The sequence below is a fragment of the Streptomyces sp. STAM6 genome (genome assembly GCF_054963715.1).
Genome location: NZ_JBUEFZ010000010.1, coordinates 37,145 through 53,550 on the forward strand (window position 1 = coordinate 37,145; position 16,406 = coordinate 53,550).

Below are 16,406 nucleotides of genomic sequence, written 5' to 3' on the forward strand. Positions count from 1 at the left end.
GGCAGTACCGGAGGATGCTCCGGTAGCGGGAACGCTGGGGTGGGGGCCCCGTTCACGTCTCGATGTCGCGGAAGGCATCATGCAACCGGAAGGTCGCTGTTTCATGTCTGTGGAAACGGTGGCCAACCACTGATGCGCCGGGGTAATGCAGGTCGAGGGGGACCGTGCGATCCGGGCGGTACGACACGACCAATCACGCAGCCAGCATGCGTGCGGGGGGATGACTCATGACGTCGACGCCGACCGGCGCCCGGCAGGACAACGACCCATCCCGGACCACCCAGCTTCGGATTCCCCCGCAGCTGCGGACCGGTGGGTCCCGGCAGCGCACCGTGAAGCCGCTGCCGCGCTACGACTACGAGCACTACAGCCGGCTCGCCGGGCCGCTCACCCAGCCCGATCCGAACAAGCCCTACAAGGTGCGCTACCGGTCCCTCATCTCGCAGGAGCCGCACCGCATCCGGATCGCCCTGATGCTGGCCGCCGCCCCGGTGCTCTCGCTGGTGCTGCTGGTCTGGCTGCTGCAGCCGTCGCACTGGACCGAGCGCGACTACCCCGCGTTCGACTGGCTGCCCGCCCTCGACGTCGTCATGCTCGTCTCGATCGGCCTCATCGAGTTCTTCCGCTGCATGAACGTCCTGTCGAACGCACACGCGACACTCGTGGCCCGGGACCCGATCCCGGTCGTGCCGGAGACCGGAACCCGCGTCGCCTTCCTCACCTCCTTCGTCCCGGGCAAGGAGCCCCTGGAGATGGTGACGAAGACGCTGGAGGCGGCCGTGAAAATCCGTCACCGCGGCCTCATGCACGTCTGGCTGCTCGACGAGGGCAACGACCCCGAGGTCAAGGCCGTCTGCGAGCGCCTGGGCGTGCACCACTTCTCCCGCAAGGGCATCGCGAAGTGGAACCAGCCCTCCGGCCCCCACCGCGCCAAGACCAAGCACGGCAACTACAACGCCTGGCTGGACGCGCACGGCGACAACTACGACTACTTCGCCTCCGTCGACACCGACCACGTGCCGCTGCCGAACTACCTGGAGCGCATGCTCGGCTTCTTCCGCGACCCGGACGTCGGCTTCGTCATCGGCCCGCAGGTCTACGGCAACTACGACAACTTCGTCACCAAGGCCGCCGAGTCCCAGCAGTTCCTCTTCCACGCACTGATCCAGCGCGCCGGAAACCGCTACGGCGCGCCCATGTTCGTCGGCACGTCGAACGCCGTGCGCATCAAGGCGCTCAAGCAGATCGGCGGTCTCTACGACTCGATCACCGAGGACATGGCGACCGGCTTCGAGATCCACCGCCACAAGAACCCGGCGACGGGCAACAAGTGGCGCTCGGTCTACACCCCGGACGTGCTCGCCGTCGGTGAGGGCCCCAGCGCCTGGACTGACTTCTTCACGCAGCAGATGCGCTGGTCCCGCGGCACCTACGAGACGATCCTCAAGCAGTACTGGAAGGGCTGGTACTCGCTCCCGCCGAGCAAGCTCTTCAACTACACGATGATGATCATCTTCTACCCGATGTCCGCCCTGAACTGGATCCTCGCGGCCCTCAGTTGCGCGCTGTTCCTGGGCCTGGGCGCCTCGGGCGTGAACATAGACCCGACCGTGTGGCTGATGCTCTACGGCAACGCGTCCGCGCTGCAGATCGGCCTGTACGTCTGGAACCGCCGGCACAACGTCTCCCCGCACGAGCCGGAGGGCTCCGGCGGTGTGGCCGGCATGGTGATGTCCGCCCTGTCCGCGCCGCTCTACGCCAAGGCGCTGATCGACTCGGCCCTGCGCCGCAAGAGCAAGTTCGTGGTCACCCCGAAGGGCGACTCGGCGAGCCCGGACAGGTGGTTCGGGACCTTCCGGTACCACTGGTACTTCATCGGGATCTTCGCCGGCTCCATGACCGCCGGCTTCGTCCTGGGGAACTCCCACCCCGCGATGATCATCTGGGCGACGTTCGCCACGCTGATCACCGCCACACCGATCTTCGCCTGGCGCCACATGCTCCGCGAGGAGAGGAAGAAGCGCTCCGGCCGGCACGGCGGCGGGCGCTCGGCGCAGCCCTCGGCGCCGCAGGAGGCGGCACCCGCCCCGCACCCGCAGCCCAGGCCGAGCCTGGCGGAGCAGAACGACACCATGCAGATCGCCCTTGGGAGCCTTGAGAAATGAGCAGCCTGCCCGTCCGGCCGAACCACCGCAAGAACCGCGCCCGCCGCGTGCTGATCGGCGCCGCGGTCGTTGCTGTGGTGGCCGGGTTCAACGGGCCGGCCCTGTACCGGTTCGGCTCGGAGAAGTACCACGACTACAAGATCAACAGGCCGGAGTACAAGGCCGCCAACGGCCACTGGGACTTCCTGGACGTCCCCTCCGAGTTCCGGATCAACACGATCCACGCCGCCCTGCTGCACACCGGCAAGGTGCTGCTGATCGCGGGCTCCGGCAACAACCAGAAGAACTTCGACGCGAACAAGTTCCAGTCGGTGCTGTGGGATCCGAAGACCAACACCTTCAAGATGATCCCCACGCCCAAGGACATGTTCTGCGCCGGCCACACCCAGCTGCCCGACGGCAAGCTGCTGGTGGCCGGCGGCACCAAGCGGTACGAGAAGCTCAAGGGTGACGTCACCAAGGCCGGCGGCCTGATGGTCGTGCACAACGAGGACCCCGACAAGCCGATCACGCTGCCCGCCGGGACCAAGTTCACCGGCAAGGCCAACGGCAAGACCTTCGTCTCCAAGGACCCGGTCCTGGTGGAGAAGGCGGAGAAGGTCTTCGACAAGAAGACCGGCCGCTTCCTGCGCACCGAGCCCGGGCTCGGCCGGATCTACGTCGAGGCCGAGGAGTCCGGCAAGGAGTACGAGACCGGCACCCAGGACAACTACAAGGTCCAGGGCCTCAAGGGCACCGACGCCCGCAACGTCTACGGCATGGCCGAGAAGCTCGCCCTCGACAAGAAGGACTTCCAGGGCATCCGGGAGGCCTTCGAGTTCGACCCGGTCGCGGAGAAGTACATCACCGTCGACCCGATGAACGAGGCCCGCTGGTACCCGACGCTGACCACGCTCAAGGACGGCAAGGTCCTCGCCCTGTCCGGGCTCGACGAGATCGGCCAGATCGTCCCCGGCAAGGACGAGATCTACGACCCGAAGACCAAGAAGTGGACGTACACCGGGGTCGAGCGCCGCTTCCCGACGTACCCCGCGATCTTCCTGATGGACAACGGCAAGCTGTTCTACTCCGGCTCCAACGCCGGGTACGGCCCCGCCGACGTCGGCCGTGACCCTGGCATCTGGGACCTGGAGAAGAACAAGTTCACCAAGATCCCCGGCCTGAGCGACCCGGACAAGATGGAGACCTCGGCGACGGTCATGCTGCCGCCCGCCCAGGACCAGAAGTTCATGGTCATCGGTGGTGGCGGCGTCGGCGAGTCCCAGGAGTCCAGCGAGAAGTCCCGGCTGGTCGACCTCAAGGAGCCCAACCCGCGCTTCAAGGACGGCGCCACGCTCGACAAGGGCACCCGCTACCCGAGCGCCTCCCTGATGCCCGACGACACCGTGCTCGTCACCGGCGGCTCGGAGGACTACCGGGGACGCGGCGACTCCAACGTCCTCGAAGCGCGCGCCTACGACCCGAAGTCGGGTGAGTACACGCGCGTCGCCGACCCCCAGGTGGGCCGCAACTACCACTCCGGCTCCGTGCTGCTCCCCGACGGCCGAGTGATGATCTTCGGCTCGGACTCCCTCTTCGCGGACAAGGCCAACACCAAGCCGGGCGTCTTCGAGCAGCGCATCGAGATCTACACCCCGCCCTACCTCTTCCGCGAAGGGCGGCCGGAGATCACCTCCGGCCCCAAGACCCTCAAGCGGGGCGCGACCGGCACCTTCAAGACGCCGCAGGCGGCGAAGATCGCGACGGCGAAGCTGATGCGGCCGAGCGCCGTCACGCACGTCACCGACGTCGACCAGCGGTCGATCGCCCTGGAGGTCAAGAAGACCGCGGACGGTATACAGGTCACCGTGCCGAAGAACCGCTCGCTGGTCCCGTCCGGCTGGTACATGCTGTTCGTCACCGACGACAAGGGCACGCCGTCGGAGGGTGTCTGGGTCGAGGTCCCGTAGGCCCGGCGGCACAGCACGATGACGGAAGGGGCGCCCCCGGCGGGGGGCGCCCCTTCCTCGTGTCGCTCCGGTCCCGGCCTACTTGGTGTTGCGGGCCAGTTCGAGGGCGTACTGCGGGAACCAGTCGCCCGCCTTCGGGCCGCCCTTGCAGTCGCCGTCCGACTCCCCCGGACGCTTGATCCACAGATAGGCGTCGACCTGCGGGTCACCGGTCTCGGTGGTGGGCGTCTCGCCGAGCGCCCGGCCGGGCGGGTTGCACCAGTTCTCGGCCGGGTCGCCGCCGGTGTAGGGGCCGTTGCCGTTGCGGCTGGTGTCGATGACGAACGGCTTGTTGCCGACCTTGGCGGAGACCTTCTTGCCGTACTCCTTGCTGGCGGCCGTCGTCTGGAAGTTGGAGACGTTCACCGCGAAGCCGTCGGCCTGGTCGATGCCGGCCCACTTCAGCGGCTCGAATATCTGGTCCGGCTTGCCCCAGCCGGCATTGCCCGCGTCCAGGTACACCTTGGTGTTGGGCAGCTGCTTGAGCCGCTTCACGGCGCCCTTGAGCAGGTCGTACCGCTCCTCGTGGTACTGGCCCTCGGTGCAGCCGTCCACCATGTGCATCACGGCGTCCGGCTCCACGATGACCGTGGCCCGCCGGTTGCCGATGCCCTTGGCGACCTTTTCCAGCCACTCCCGGTAGGCGTTGCCGTCGGCGGCGCCGCCCGCGGAGTGCTGGCCGCAGTCGCGGTGCGGGATGTTGTACAGCACGAGCACCGCGTCCCGGTCGGCCTTGGCGGCCGCCTCGGTGTACCCGCGGGCGTCCTCCTCGGGCTTTTCGGTGCCGACCCACTCCCCCACCGGCTGGGAGGCGATCTTCTTGATCAGCTCGGCGTTCGCCTTCTCACCGTCCCGCAGGTACGCCTCGACCTGCTGGGCCGCCCGGCTGCCCGGGTTGACCCAGAACGGGTCCTTTGCCTTGGGCTGCTGACTGACCTGCGGCTGCGCGTTCTTCTCGCCGCCGTCCGTGGACGAACATCCCGCCAGCAGCAGCACGGCTCCCAGAGCGGCCGCTCCCCAGCGGGCACGCCCGACGCAACTGCCGTACATCGAATCCCCCTTGGTACCCCATGAACAGGTCCGCCCCCCAGGCGCCCTGCCGGACAAGACCGGTCCAATCCATCCTTACACAGGTGTCCGGAAAGCCACGAGGCCGTCCGGCCTGCGGCCACCGAGGGCAACCAGTTCGCGACATGGTGTCAGGAACCCTCTGGAACAGGCCGGGGCGGCGTTCTACAGTGAGCGAAGCTGCCGGACCATCCCCGACCTCCCGCGTCACTCCGGGCTTCTCCCGCAGCCCGGGCTCACGCGGTCGAGGGCCGGCTCGGTCGACGGCCCGGGGATGGGGGGTCCCCCGGCACAGCCGGTGGAGGGCTGTCGGCCGGGCCAGGTGGTGGAGGTCAGCGGGCCCCGGTGAGATACGCGGAGACGACGACGTTCGCCGTGTAGGCACCGGCCTCCCGGTCGAACGTCCCGCCGCAGGTGATCAGGCGGAGTTCGGCGCGGCCCGGCTGCCGCTGCCCGTAGACCTTGTGCGGGTCGAACTCGTCACGTTCGAAGACCTGCACGTCGTCGATGGTGAACTCGGCGACCGAACCGTCCGTCCTGGTCACCTCGATCCGTTCGCCCGGGCGGGCCGAGCTGAGGCCGTAGAAGACGGCCGGTCTGGTCTCGGTGTCCACGTGGCCGACGAACAGCGCGGAGCCGTCCGTACCGGGTTCGGCGCCCGCACCGAACCAGCCGACGGTGTGGGGGGTCGCGTACGGCGGCGGGTCTATGGCGCCGGTGGTGTCCAGGCCGCGCGGGACGACGGGGGCGCTGATCCCCAGGGACGGGACCTCCAGCCGCTTCGGGGCCGCCGCCCCGATCGGCTCGTGGGGCGGCGGCAGCGGTACGCCGAGGGGGCGGCCGACGGCGGCGACATCACCGGTGGTGGGGGCGGACAGGCCGCCGGGGGCGGTGATCTCCTTGCCCCACATCCACAGGCCGAGCAGCAGGAGCGCCCAGGCGACGCCGGTGAGCAGCCGCCCGGTCCCGGCCGGGGGTTCCGGGGAGGCCACGGCGGTCAGTCCGCGCCCGTGCGGCGGCGGCTGCGCGCGCCGCGGTAGGCGACCGCCACGGCGGCGACGCCGGCGAGCACCAGGCCGATCACGGTGTGCAGGGTGCCGGGTCCCTGTTCCTCCTGGCGCGGCGGGGCTTCGGCGGCCAGCGCGGCGCCTCCGCCGCCGGCCCGGACCGGGGCGACGGGCGTGGGCGTGCTGTGGTGCACGACGTGGACGGTGCCCGCGTCGGGGTGGTCCCGGCCGCCGCAGTGGACGGTGACCGTGTACGTACCGGAGGCGATGTGCGACTTGACGGTGGTGTCGCCGAGGAGTGGCCCGCCCTTGCCCTCGTGGCCGGACAGCTCGGCCTCGGCGACGAACGCCTCGGATCTGACCGAGCCGGTCTTCCCCTTGCAGCCGGAGACCCGCACGTCCACGTCGGCACCGGGCGAGACGGTGGCGGGGACGACAGTGGCGGTCACTTTTCCGTGATCCTCGGCGTGGGCGGCGCCGGCGGCCGGTGCCAGCACGAGGACGGTGGCCGCTCCTGCGGCACGGAGAGCAAGCAGACGAGAACGCATCGTGAACCTCCTGGTACTGGAAGATTCACTCCTCTCGCGGCTTTTCGCATCCGCAGGAGCCGACTACCACCCGTCAGGGGGCCCTGACCTCGTCAGATACGGTCCACCAGATCGGCGATCGAGTCGACGACCCGGGACGGGCGGAACGGGTAGCGGTCCACGTCGGCGGGGGTCGTCAGGCCGGTGAGGACCAGGAAGGTCTCCATGCCGGCCTCCAGGCCGGCCAGGACGTCGGTGTCCATCCGGTCGCCGATCATGGCGCTGGTCTCGGAGTGGGCGCCGATGGCGTTGAGCCCGGTCCGCATCATCAGCGGGTTGGGCTTGCCCGCGAAGTACGGGTCCTTGCCGGTGGCCTTGGTGATCAGCGCGGCGACGGAGCCGGTGGCGGGCAGCGGACCCTCGGTGGACGGGCCGGTCTCGTCCGGGTTGGTGCAGATGAACCGGGCGCCGCCGTTGATGAGCCGGATCGCCTTGGTGAGGGCCTCGAAGCTGTAGGTGCGGGTCTCACCGAGCACCACGTAGTCCGGGTCGTGGTCGGTGAGGACGTACCCGATGTCGTGGAGGGCGGTGGTCAGGCCGGCCTCGCCGATGACGTAGGCCGTGCCGCCGGGGCGCTGGTCGTCGAGGAACTGGGCGGTGGCGAGGGCGGAGGTCCAGATGTTCTCGACGGGGACGTCCAGGCCCATGCGATCGAGCCGTGCGTGCAGGTCGCGGGCGGTGTAGATGGAGTTGTTCGTCAGGACGAGGAAGGGCCGTTCCGTCTCCCGCAGCCTCTTGATGAACGCGTCGGCGCCGGGGATCGGGACGCCCTCGTGGATGAGGACGCCGTCCATGTCGGTGAGCCAGGATTCGATCGGCTTGCGTTCTGCCATGGGGCGTGACTCCTGCCGTACAAACGTGCGGTTGCTGGGACGCCGCGACAGCACTGTGGCGACGCCCCCAAGACTAGACAGGATGCGGTGACCTTGACCCCGTCGATCACCAGGACCCTGTTGCAGGCCGGTGCGGCGCAGACGGAAGCCGTCGGGCGGCGGGCCCCGCGGGGGGAGGGTTCGGACGAGGCCGGGCGCTGGCCGTCCTCCCGCGCGGGCGGGGCCGGCCCGGTGCGGAGTCGCAGGTGCGGTGCGTTGCCTGCCCGCTCCGGCGTGGGCTCCGGCTCCGGCTCCGGCTCCGGCTCCGGCGATTGGCACCCCGCCGGGAGCCGCCTCCGGTGCGGCAGGATGCCCGGTCCCTGGGGCAAGCCGCGGACCGGACGGGCCTGGACGTTGGCGAACGGCCGGGGTGGGCACTGGGGCGTGTTTCGAAAGTCCCGTCCGGCTCAGGGCGGACGACGCTACTTCCGAAACACGCCCTGGTCCCGGCCGCGGCGCAGACGTCCGGCAAGGGTCAGGGTCAGCGTGCCGATGACGATGACCGCCGCCGAGGCCCCGGCGGTGAGCAGGATGTCGCGCCCGGTCTTGGGGAGCTCTTCGGCCAGCTCGCTGGGAGGCTCCTCGTGGACGAGGGTGAACCGGTAGTCGCCGGACTCGCCGACCCAGTCGCCGTCGTCACCGCGGCGCTGCACGATCGCGGCGTTGGCGGTGATCCGGTCGGGGCGGGCGTCGGAGGTGAACGCGAGTCGCACCGGGACGGTGACCGTCTTGCCGGGCGGCACGGTGAGACCGGGGAAGCCGTCGTCGAGGACGCCGACGAGCTCGTTCTCGTCGGTCTTCTCCACCGTCACGGGCCTTTGCCGGCTGTCGGCGGCGACCGCGCCGGTGCCGCTCGGGTCCCGGAACTCCAACTGGATCTGAGAGGGAGTCAGCCCTCGTGCCCGGTCGGTGAAGACGATCACCGGATGGATGTTGTGGCAGGGGCGGGACGTGGTGTTGGTCAGCTCGACACTCCAGGTCCGGAACCCGCCACCGGGGTGGTAGGAAGTGGGGCCGCCCCGGATGCGCGTGCCGATCGGGAACACGGCGGCGGAGGTGTCACCGCAGGTGGGCTGCCTGCCGGGGGCGGCCGCGTCGAAGGAACTCGTGTCGCTGACCGCGCCCGTGTCGGTGACACCCCTGTCCGCGACCTGTTCGTCCGCCGCACCCGGCCGGCCGGTGTCGGCGACGCCCGTGCCCACACCCGCCACTCCGCCGACGAGGGCGGCGAGGGCTCCGGCGGCAAGGGCGGTTCGCAGTCGCGGCAGACGCATCAGGGACCTTCGGAGTGGGGACGGCCGTGCCCCGCAGTACTCCCCCACCCGTACGCCCTCGCCCCGCGGCGACGGCCGCAACCCGCCGTACGGCGGCACGGGTCCGCCCGATCGGCCCAACCGGTCCGACCGGCCCGACCGTGTCGGCCCGACGGCCACCCGCGGGCAGGGCGGCGCGGGCTGCCGAACCGGCCGTCGGCCTCCTCCGCGCGGGACGTGTCCGGCCCGGCGGCCGTGCACGGCGGGACGCCGGGCCGACCCGCCCCCGCGTCGGGCCGGGTCAGCGGCCGAAGACCGGGGCGAGGACGAGTTGGGCCGCGCCCTCGGCGACCGGGTGCGGGGTGCCCTCCGCGAGGCGGACCGGTACGGCGGGGGCGCCGTCGCGTCGGGCGCGGGCGTCGAGGACGGCGCGGACACCGCGTATGAACGGATCGGCGGTCCGTTCCACGACACGGCCGCCGAGCAGGACGCGGTCGATGTCGAGCAGACCGACGAGGTTCGCGGCGCCGGTGCCGAGCACCCGGGCCGCCTCGGCGAGGTCGCCCCGGGCCACGGCAGCCAGGCACAGCGCCTCCAGGCAGCCGCGGCCCCCGCAGCCGCACACCGGCCCGTCGAGCTGGACGGTCTGGTGGCCGAACTCCCCGGCGCCGGTGCGCGGGCCGCGGTAGAGCGCGCCGCCGAGCACGAGGCCGGCCCCGAGGCCCGTACCGAGGTGCAGGTACGCGAACGAGTCCCCGCCCGCACCGCGCAGGGCGAGGCCCAGCGCCGCCGCGTTCGTGTCCTTGTCGAGCACGACGGGCAGCCCGAGGCGTCCGGACAGGGCGTCGCGCAGTGGAAAACCGTCCCACTCGGGGAAACCGGTAACCCGGTGCGGGACGCCCGTCGCATGGTCCAGCGGGCCGGGCATGGCCACTCCGGCGCCGAGGACGGTGTCGTCCGTCAGCTCCCGCACCTCCCGGACCACGGTGTCGATCACCGCGTCGGCGCCCGCGCCCAGGTCCAGCGGGACGGTGCGGGACGCGACGAGGACGCCGGACAGATCGACGCGTACCGCGGTGAGCTCGTCCCGGTCGAGGTGGAGGCCGACCGCGTGGGCGGCGCCGGGGACCAGGCGCAGCAGGGTGCGCGGCTTGCCGCCGGTGGACGCGCTCCGGCCCGCGTCGGCCGCGAGGCCCTCGGTCCGCAGCCGTGCCGTGATCTTGCTGACTGCCTGCGGGGTGAGCCCGGTGCGCTCGGCGAGCTCCAGCCGGCTGATGCCGCACTCGCCGGCCGTGCGCAGCAGGTTCAGCACCAGGGCGGTGTTGTGGCTGCGGAGGGCCGGCAGATTCGCGCCCGTGTCGATGTTCACGGACCCATTGTCGCGTGCGCTTGCACTTTGGCAACACCGTTGCTTAAGTGAGGGCATGACTGGCACCGGCACCACCCCCCTGCGCGTCGGACTCGTCGGCTACGGCCTGGCGGGCTCCGTCTTCCACGCCCCGCTGATCGCCGCCGCGGAGGACCTGGTCCTCGACACGGTCGTCACCTCGAACCCGGAACGGCAGGAGCGGGCCCGCGCCGCGTTCCCCGGCGTGCGCTGCGCCGCGACGCCGGACGAGCTGTGGAACAGGGCCGGCGAGCTCGACCTGATCGTCATCGCCTCGCCCAACAAGACCCACGTGCCGCTGGCGACCGCCACGCTGGAGGCCGGGCTGCCGGTCGTCGTCGACAAACCGGTCGCCGGCACGGCCGGGGAGGCGCGCGGCCTCGCCGCCCTCGCGGAGGAACGCGGACTGCTGCTGTCCGTCTTCCAGAACCGCCGCTGGGACAACGACTTCCTCACCCTGCGCGCGCTGCTGGCGAACGGCGAGCTCGGCGGCGTGCAGCGCTTCGAGTCCCGCTTCGAGCGGTGGCGGCCGCAGCTCAAGGGCGGCTGGCGCGAGTCGGGCAAGCCGGAGGAGATCGGCGGTCTGCTGTACGACCTGGGCAGCCATGTGGTCGACCAGGCACTCGTGCTGTTCGGCCCGGCGGTGCGGGTCTACGCCGAATCCGACGTCCGCCGTCCGGGCGCCGAGGCCGACGACGACACGTTCATCGCGCTCACGCACGCGAACGGGGTCCGCTCACACCTGTACGTCAGCGCCACGGCCGCACAACTGGGCCCGCGCTTCCGCGTCCTGGGCTCGCTGGCCGGTTACGTCAAGTACGGCCTCGACCCGCAGGAGACGGCCCTGCGCGAGGGCCTGCTCCCGGGCCCCGGCTGGGGCGCCGAGCCGGCGGCGATGTGGGGGCGTGTCGGCTCGGGAGAGTCCCCTCTGACCGGCGGCGGCACCCCCGTCCCGACGGTGCCGGGGGACTACCCGGCGTACTACACGGCGATCGCCGCCGCCCTGCGCGGCACCGGCGACAACCCGGTCCCGGCCGAGGAGGCCGCCGCCGCGCTCGACGTCCTGGAGGCGGCACGCCGCTCGGCCCGCGACGGCGTGGCGGTGGCGCTGTGACCGCTCCGTCGCCCTCCATCGCCGAACTGGAGGCCCAGCAGACCCGCCTGACCCTCCGCCGCTTCACCCACGACGACGCCTGGACGCTCGGCACCCTGCTCGTCGAACTGGCCCGCCGGCGCGGGGCCCCGGTCGCGATCGACGTCCGGCGGGGCAGGCAGCAGCTGTTCCACTGCGCGCTGCCCGGTTCGAGCGCGGACAACGACACCTGGATCGACCGCAAGCGCCGGGTCGTGGAGCACTACGGCGAGAGCTCCCTCCTCGTCGGCACCCGCTTCCGCGCGAAGGGCAGGTCGTTCGACACGGACTCCCGCCTCGACCCCGCCCGCTACGCGGCCCACGGCGGCTCCTTCCCCCTCACGGTCGACGGCGCGGGCGTGATCGGCACGCTCACGGTCTCGGGCCTCCCCCAGGTCGAGGACCACGCCCTGGTGGTGGAGGCACTGGAGCGGTTCGTCCGCGGGGAGCGGGCGGACGTCGACGGGTAGGACGACATGACGCACGACCGCTTCGGCGAGCCACCGGCGTTCGCCGCGCTCCTATGGGGTGACCGGCCAGGTCTTCGACGACTCGACCACGAGCCCCGGAACCGCTCTCACGGCGCACCTCCGCCAGACGGAACGTGAGCCCGCACGGGCCCGAGGCGGTCGTGGCCCCCGCCCGTACCGATGGACCGGCGGCGTCCGTGGCGGGGGCCGCTCCGCTCGCGCGTCAGGCGTCCTTGAGTTCCTGGCGCTGGCGGCCGAGCCCCTCGACCTCCAGTTCGACCACGTCCCCGGCCCGCAGGAACGGCTTCGGCTCCGGCTGCCCCATGGCGACACCCGCCGGCGTGCCGGTGTTGATGATGTCGCCCGGGTACAGGGTCATGAACCGGCTGACGTAGCGGACCACCTCGGCGACCGGGAAGATCTGGTCGGCGGTGCTGCCGTTCTGCTTCAGCTCACCGTTCACCCAGAGCCTCAGTCCCAGCGCCTGCGGATCCGGAACCTCGTCCGCGGTGACGAGCCACGGGCCCAGCGGGTTGAACGTCTCGCAGTTCTTGCCCTTGTCCCAGGTGCCGCCGCGCTCGATCTGGAACTCGCGCTCGGACACGTCGTGCGCGACCGCGTATCCCGCGACATGCGCCAGGGCGCTCTCCGCGGACTCCAGGTAGCGGGCCGTGCGTCCGATGACCACGGCCAGCTCGACCTCCCAGTCGGTCTTGCGGCTGCCGCGCGGTACGAGAACGGTGTCGTTCGGGCCGACGACCGTGTCGGCCGCCTTGAAGAAGACGACCGGCTCGGCGGGTGTCGCCGCACCGGTCTCGGCGGCGTGGTCGTGGTAGTTCAGCCCGATGCAGACGACTTTGCCGATGCGGGCGACGGGCGGGCCGATCCGCAGCCCCGTGGCGTCCAGGGCGGGCAGCACCCCGGCTCCGGCCGCCGCCCTGATCCGGTCCAGTGCCGAGGCGTCGGACAGCAGGTTCCCGTCGATGTCCGTGATCACCGAGGACAGATCGCGCAGGGTCCCGTCCTGGTCCAGCAGCGCGGGGCGCTCGGCACCCGCCGTTCCGACGCGCAGCAGCTTCATGTCTTCTCCCTGTGAGGTCGGGGCGGACCCCGCTGGGGCCCGCCCGTCGAAGGCAGGGGGAGGAGTGCGGCCATCCCCGGAGTTGGTCGATCCTCCAAGACGCCGGACCACTCCGCAAGACCCCGTTCACAACCTGGACCCTTACCCAGCGGTAGCGAGCCCGCCCAGCGCCGGCGTGTCCCGGTACAGGAACGCCCTCTCCACCGCGGTCCACGTGGTGCTCGTGACCACGTAGAGCCCGGCGGCCAGCGGCACGAACGCGACCGTCAGCAGCGTCGCGAACGACATCAGTGGCATGATCCGCGTCATCGCCCCGGTCATGGCCTCCATGCCCGGCATCTCCGACTGCGGCATCGGCGAGGAGGCCAGCTGCCGCTTCGTCCGCCGGTACGTGTACGTCGCCACACCCGCGACGATCAGGAACAGCGCCACGTACACCAGCCCCGCCGGCCCGAAGAACCCGCCGTCCGCGAGCGCCTCCGTCCAGCGGCCGTCGAGCGGCGCGGCGAAGAGGGTGTGTCCGGCCATCCGGCCGCTGGAGAAGAGGTGGTACATCAGGAAGAACGCGGGCAGCTGCAACAGGCTGGGCAGGCAGCCGGCGAGCGGCGAGACCTTCTCGTCGGCGTGCAGCTGCAGCACGGCCTGCTGGAGGCGCTCCGGGTCCCTGGCGTACTTCTTGCGCAGCTCGGCCACCTTCGGGGCGAGCCGCGTCCGGGCCTTCTGCCCCCGCGCGGCGGCCCGCGACAGCGGGTGCACGGCGAGCCGCACGAGCATGGTGAACAGCACGATCGCGGCGGCGGTCGCGGTGGTGTGGAACAGCGGGTCGAGCAGCTCGGCGAGCTGCTCGACGAGCGAGGCGAAAACGGACATGGGGAAGCCCTCCGAGGAGTCTCGTCGTGCCGGGAGGTGACAGGGGTCGGCGTGACGGAACCGCGCGGGACAGGGGCATGGGCGGGGGCGTACCCGGGGCAGGAACGGCCCGGAGAGGGAACGGCCCTGCGCGGGGAGGCCCTGCGCAGGGAGGACCCTGCTAGGGGAGGACCCTGCTAGGGGAGGACCCTGCTAGGGGACGGCCCTGCTAGGGGCGGGCGTTTGCCCGGCCTGAGTGCCTGGGTGCCTGGGTGTCTGCCCGGCCTGGGTGCCTGGGCGAGCAGGTGCCCGCACCGGGCACTGCCGGGAGCCGGACTCCGGGAGAGATCGGCCGGGAGCCGGCCGAGCCGGGTCCGGGCACACCTGGGCCCGAGCAGGAGCCCCGCCGCGTCCTACGCGGTCGTCGGGACGAGACCGCCGGGTGCTCGCGGACGCCGGCGCCCCGAGGCGTCCGGATCACGCTGGGGCAGGAAGGCCGTGCGTTGCTCACGGTCGCGGATCGCCGTCCGTACGCGCGTCGGCGGCACGGCGGGCGCGCTGCGCGCGCTGATGACCGCGCACGCGGCGAGCGCGGAGCCGACCGCGCCGGTCGCGGCGAGCGCGACGGCCGCCGAGAAGCTGCCGCCCTCGACGAGGAAGACCTCGGTGAGGAGGAAGAGCAGGAGACCGGTGGAGCGCAGCAGTCGCGTCACAACCTCTCCCTTCCTTCCTCTGCGTCCGATGAACGGATGAACGAATGCATCGTACCGAGAGAGAGGACGACCGGAAGGTCACGCGGGTTCCCGGGCCAGCACTTCCATGTCGGCCCGCTCGTCGCGGTCGCGCGGCCCGGCGTGGGTGACCGCGAGCGCGACCGTGAGGTTGACGGCGAGGGCGACCACTCCGGCGTTCACCCCCCACACCGGGTCGTGCCCGGAGAAGACGAGCCCGCAGACGACGGCGACCCCGGCCACCAGGCCGCTCACCGCCCCGGCGAGGGTGAGCCGCCGCCAGATCAGTCCGAGCAGCAGCATCGGCAGGAGTTGCGCCATCCCCTCGTAGGAGATGAGGGAGAGGCGTACGAGCGTGTTGGGGGCGGCATACGTCATGACCAGCGCCAGCGTCCCGGCCACGACGACCACGATCTGCGAGGCGCCCTTCTCGCGTCCGCGCCACCGCGGCACCAGGGACAGCACACTGCGGCCCCACATGGTGCCGATGACCAGCATGAAGACGGCCATGGGGACGATCGAGGAGAGCGCCGCGGCCACTCCGACCAGCCCCACGGCCCAGGCCGGCAGGGAGTCGACGACCAGCCGGAACAGTGCCAGGTTCGAGTCGGGGCCGGTCAGGCCGGGCACGACGAACGCGGCGGCCAGCCCGAGGAGCATCGGCACGAAGAGCAGGACGTTGTAGGCGGGGAGCCACACGGCGTTGCGGCGCAGTGTGTCCGCGTTCCGCGCGCCGAGGTATCCGGCCACTGTGGTGGGGAAGATGACCACGGTCAGGGCGTTGAGCAGCGTGGTCGTGGCGAACCAGGCGGTGCCCCAGGTGCCGCCGTGGCCCGGAAGCGTCAGCCACTCGCCCTTCTCCTCGACGAGCCGGCCGAGGAAGTCCCCGTACCCGTCGAAGTAGTGGCCGGGGACGTACACGGCGAGGAAGGCCAGCGTCCCGATCACCAGGGCGTCCTTGAGGACGGAGACCCAGGCGCTGCCGCGCAGCCCGCTGACGACCACGAACCCGGTGGTGACGGCGAAGGCGACGAAGTACGCGGTGTTCAGCCCCACCGCCCCGTACGAGATCACCGACAGCACCACACCCATGCCGGTGATCTGGAGCTGGATGTACGGCAGCAGGAAGACGGTGGCGAGGACGGCGACCGCGGCCCCGAGCCAGGGCTTGCCGTACCGGTGGGCGACCATGTCGGTGATCCCGACGAGCCCGTGTCTGCGGGCGTACCCCCAGAGCATCGGCCCGACGACGTACCCGAGCGCGTAGCCGCACGACATGTAGGCGACGACGTAGAGGACGGGGGCGCCGTAGTTGTAGCCCCAGCCCGCCGCGCCGAGGTAGCTGAAGCTGGTGTAGCCCTCGCCGGCCATCAGGACCCAGATGAAGACGGGCCCGAGGCTCCGGCCGCCGACGGACCACTCGGCGAGCCCGCCCGCCCCGCCGCCCCGGCCGCGTACGGCGAGGAGCCCGAGGACGACGGTGGCGACCATGAAGACGCCGAAGACGGAGGTCGCGACGGCGGCGTTCACCCGCGTCCCTCGCGCCGGTCACGCGGCCGACCCTCCAGCCGGTCACCCCGGTCACCCCGTCTGCCGTCCCGTCGGCCGCCGTGCAGGTCGCCGTGCCGGTCGCCGCGCCTGGTGAGCCACACCGAGAGGGGGGTGACCAGCGTGGCACCCAGCAGCCACACCCACAGGAACGGAAGCCCGAGGACCACCGGCTCGACGCGGTTCACCAGCGGCAGCGCCCCGACGAAGAGGAGGAACGGAATGAGCAGCCACAACAGCTGGGGCCTACGTCTGATCACCTTCGGAC

General features: G+C 71.5%; 15 protein-coding genes. 4 read left to right on the top strand and 11 right to left on the bottom strand.

From position 1 onward, the window contains the following. The first annotated feature begins 227 nt into the window (after positions 1-227). Together ACY34K_RS14730 and glxA are read left to right on the top strand one after the other, a co-directional pair. Complete coding sequence (locus ACY34K_RS14730) at positions 228-2,165, top strand: glycosyltransferase family 2 protein (RefSeq protein ID WP_462746953.1); 1,938 nt, start codon at positions 228-230, stop codon at positions 2,163-2,165. Next, a complete protein-coding gene (gene glxA, locus ACY34K_RS14735; RefSeq protein ID WP_462746955.1) occupies positions 2,162-4,114 on the top strand; it encodes a radical copper oxidase GlxA in 1,953 nt (650 codons plus the stop codon). Before ACY34K_RS14730 ends, glxA begins: the two co-directional genes overlap by 4 nt. A gap of 78 nt (positions 4,115-4,192) precedes the next feature. Here glxA and ACY34K_RS14740 read toward each other — a convergent pair whose 3' ends face one another. From ACY34K_RS14740 to ACY34K_RS14765, 6 genes are all read right to left on the bottom strand, one after another. Beyond that, positions 4,193-5,203 carry a glycoside hydrolase family 6 protein gene (locus tag ACY34K_RS14740; protein WP_462746957.1) on the bottom strand — a complete coding sequence of 337 codons (1,011 nt, stop codon included), beginning with the start codon at positions 5,201-5,203 and terminating at the stop codon, positions 4,193-4,195. 350 nt (positions 5,204-5,553) lie between these two features. Further along, the gene (locus ACY34K_RS14745; protein ID WP_462746959.1) at positions 5,554-6,213 is read right to left on the bottom strand and encodes a class F sortase; all 660 of its coding nucleotides are present in this window, start codon (positions 6,211-6,213) and stop codon (positions 5,554-5,556) included. Positions 6,214-6,218: 5 nt separating this feature from the next. Beyond that, positions 6,219-6,776 (bottom strand): hypothetical protein, encoded by a 558-nt coding sequence (locus ACY34K_RS14750; protein WP_462746961.1) that lies wholly within the window; start codon positions 6,774-6,776, stop codon positions 6,219-6,221. Positions 6,777-6,868: 92 nt separating this feature from the next. Next, entirely contained in the window at positions 6,869-7,648 is a 780-nt protein-coding gene (locus ACY34K_RS14755; RefSeq protein ID WP_462746964.1) for an HAD-IIA family hydrolase, read from the bottom strand. Positions 7,649-8,109: 461 nt separating this feature from the next. Further along, a complete protein-coding gene (locus tag ACY34K_RS14760; protein ID WP_462746965.1) occupies positions 8,110-8,961 on the bottom strand; it encodes a hypothetical protein in 852 nt (283 codons plus the stop codon). A 280-nt stretch (positions 8,962-9,241) separates the two neighbouring features. Next, complete coding sequence (locus ACY34K_RS14765) at positions 9,242-10,309, bottom strand: ROK family transcriptional regulator (RefSeq protein WP_462746968.1); 1,068 nt, start codon at positions 10,307-10,309, stop codon at positions 9,242-9,244. A gap of 55 nt (positions 10,310-10,364) precedes the next feature. Here ACY34K_RS14765 and ACY34K_RS14770 point away from each other — a divergent pair, with 55 nt between their 5' ends. Both ACY34K_RS14770 and ACY34K_RS14775 read left to right on the top strand, forming a co-directional pair. Continuing rightward, a complete protein-coding gene (locus ACY34K_RS14770) occupies positions 10,365-11,441 on the top strand; it encodes a Gfo/Idh/MocA family oxidoreductase (RefSeq protein WP_462746970.1) in 1,077 nt (358 codons plus the stop codon). Then, positions 11,438-11,929 carry a heme-degrading domain-containing protein gene (locus ACY34K_RS14775; RefSeq protein ID WP_462746973.1) on the top strand — a complete coding sequence of 164 codons (492 nt, stop codon included), beginning with the start codon at positions 11,438-11,440 and terminating at the stop codon, positions 11,927-11,929. The genes ACY34K_RS14770 and ACY34K_RS14775 overlap by 4 nt, the downstream gene beginning before the upstream one ends. A 223-nt stretch (positions 11,930-12,152) precedes the next feature. Here the strand turns inward: ACY34K_RS14775 and ACY34K_RS14780 are convergent, their stop codons facing one another. From ACY34K_RS14780 to ACY34K_RS14800, 5 genes are all read right to left on the bottom strand, one after another. Beyond that, positions 12,153-13,010: a fumarylacetoacetate hydrolase family protein gene (locus tag ACY34K_RS14780; RefSeq protein ID WP_462746975.1), complete on the bottom strand. Its 858-nt coding sequence runs from the start codon at positions 13,008-13,010 to the stop codon at positions 12,153-12,155. A gap of 141 nt (positions 13,011-13,151) precedes the next feature. Then, positions 13,152-13,880 (bottom strand): YidC/Oxa1 family membrane protein insertase, encoded by a 729-nt coding sequence (locus ACY34K_RS14785; protein WP_462746977.1) that lies wholly within the window; start codon positions 13,878-13,880, stop codon positions 13,152-13,154. A gap of 392 nt (positions 13,881-14,272) precedes the next feature. Next, positions 14,273-14,572: a DUF6412 domain-containing protein gene (locus tag ACY34K_RS14790; RefSeq protein ID WP_462746979.1), complete on the bottom strand. Its 300-nt coding sequence runs from the start codon at positions 14,570-14,572 to the stop codon at positions 14,273-14,275. Positions 14,573-14,650: 78 nt separating this feature from the next. After that, complete coding sequence (locus ACY34K_RS14795) at positions 14,651-16,120, bottom strand: sodium:solute symporter family protein (RefSeq protein ID WP_462746982.1); 1,470 nt, start codon at positions 16,118-16,120, stop codon at positions 14,651-14,653. Further along, entirely contained in the window at positions 16,117-16,398 is a 282-nt protein-coding gene (locus tag ACY34K_RS14800) for a DUF3311 domain-containing protein (protein ID WP_462746983.1), read from the bottom strand. Before ACY34K_RS14800 ends, ACY34K_RS14795 begins: the two co-directional genes overlap by 4 nt. Positions 16,399-16,406 lie beyond the last annotated feature (8 nt).

Excerpts from the sequence above, each read along its gene's own strand:
- ACY34K_RS14760 (WP_462746965.1), bottom strand. The coding sequence starts at position 8,961 with ATGCGTCTGCCGCGACTGCGAACCGCCCTTGCCGCCGGAGCCCTCGCC.
- ACY34K_RS14740 (WP_462746957.1), bottom strand. The coding sequence starts at position 5,203 with ATGTACGGCAGTTGCGTCGGGCGTGCCCGCTGGGGAGCGGCCGCTCTG.
- ACY34K_RS14785 (WP_462746977.1), bottom strand. The coding sequence starts at position 13,880 with ATGTCCGTTTTCGCCTCGCTCGTCGAGCAGCTCGCCGAGCTGCTCGAC.
- ACY34K_RS14780 (WP_462746975.1), bottom strand. The coding sequence starts at position 13,010 with ATGAAGCTGCTGCGCGTCGGAACGGCGGGTGCCGAGCGCCCCGCGCTG.
- ACY34K_RS14770 (WP_462746970.1), top strand. The coding sequence starts at position 10,365 with ATGACTGGCACCGGCACCACCCCCCTGCGCGTCGGACTCGTCGGCTAC.
- ACY34K_RS14755 (WP_462746964.1), bottom strand. The coding sequence starts at position 7,648 with ATGGCAGAACGCAAGCCGATCGAATCCTGGCTCACCGACATGGACGGC.
- ACY34K_RS14730 (WP_462746953.1), top strand. The coding sequence starts at position 228 with ATGACGTCGACGCCGACCGGCGCCCGGCAGGACAACGACCCATCCCGG.
- glxA (WP_462746955.1), top strand. The coding sequence starts at position 2,162 with ATGAGCAGCCTGCCCGTCCGGCCGAACCACCGCAAGAACCGCGCCCGC.
- ACY34K_RS14750 (WP_462746961.1), bottom strand. The coding sequence starts at position 6,776 with ATGCGTTCTCGTCTGCTTGCTCTCCGTGCCGCAGGAGCGGCCACCGTC.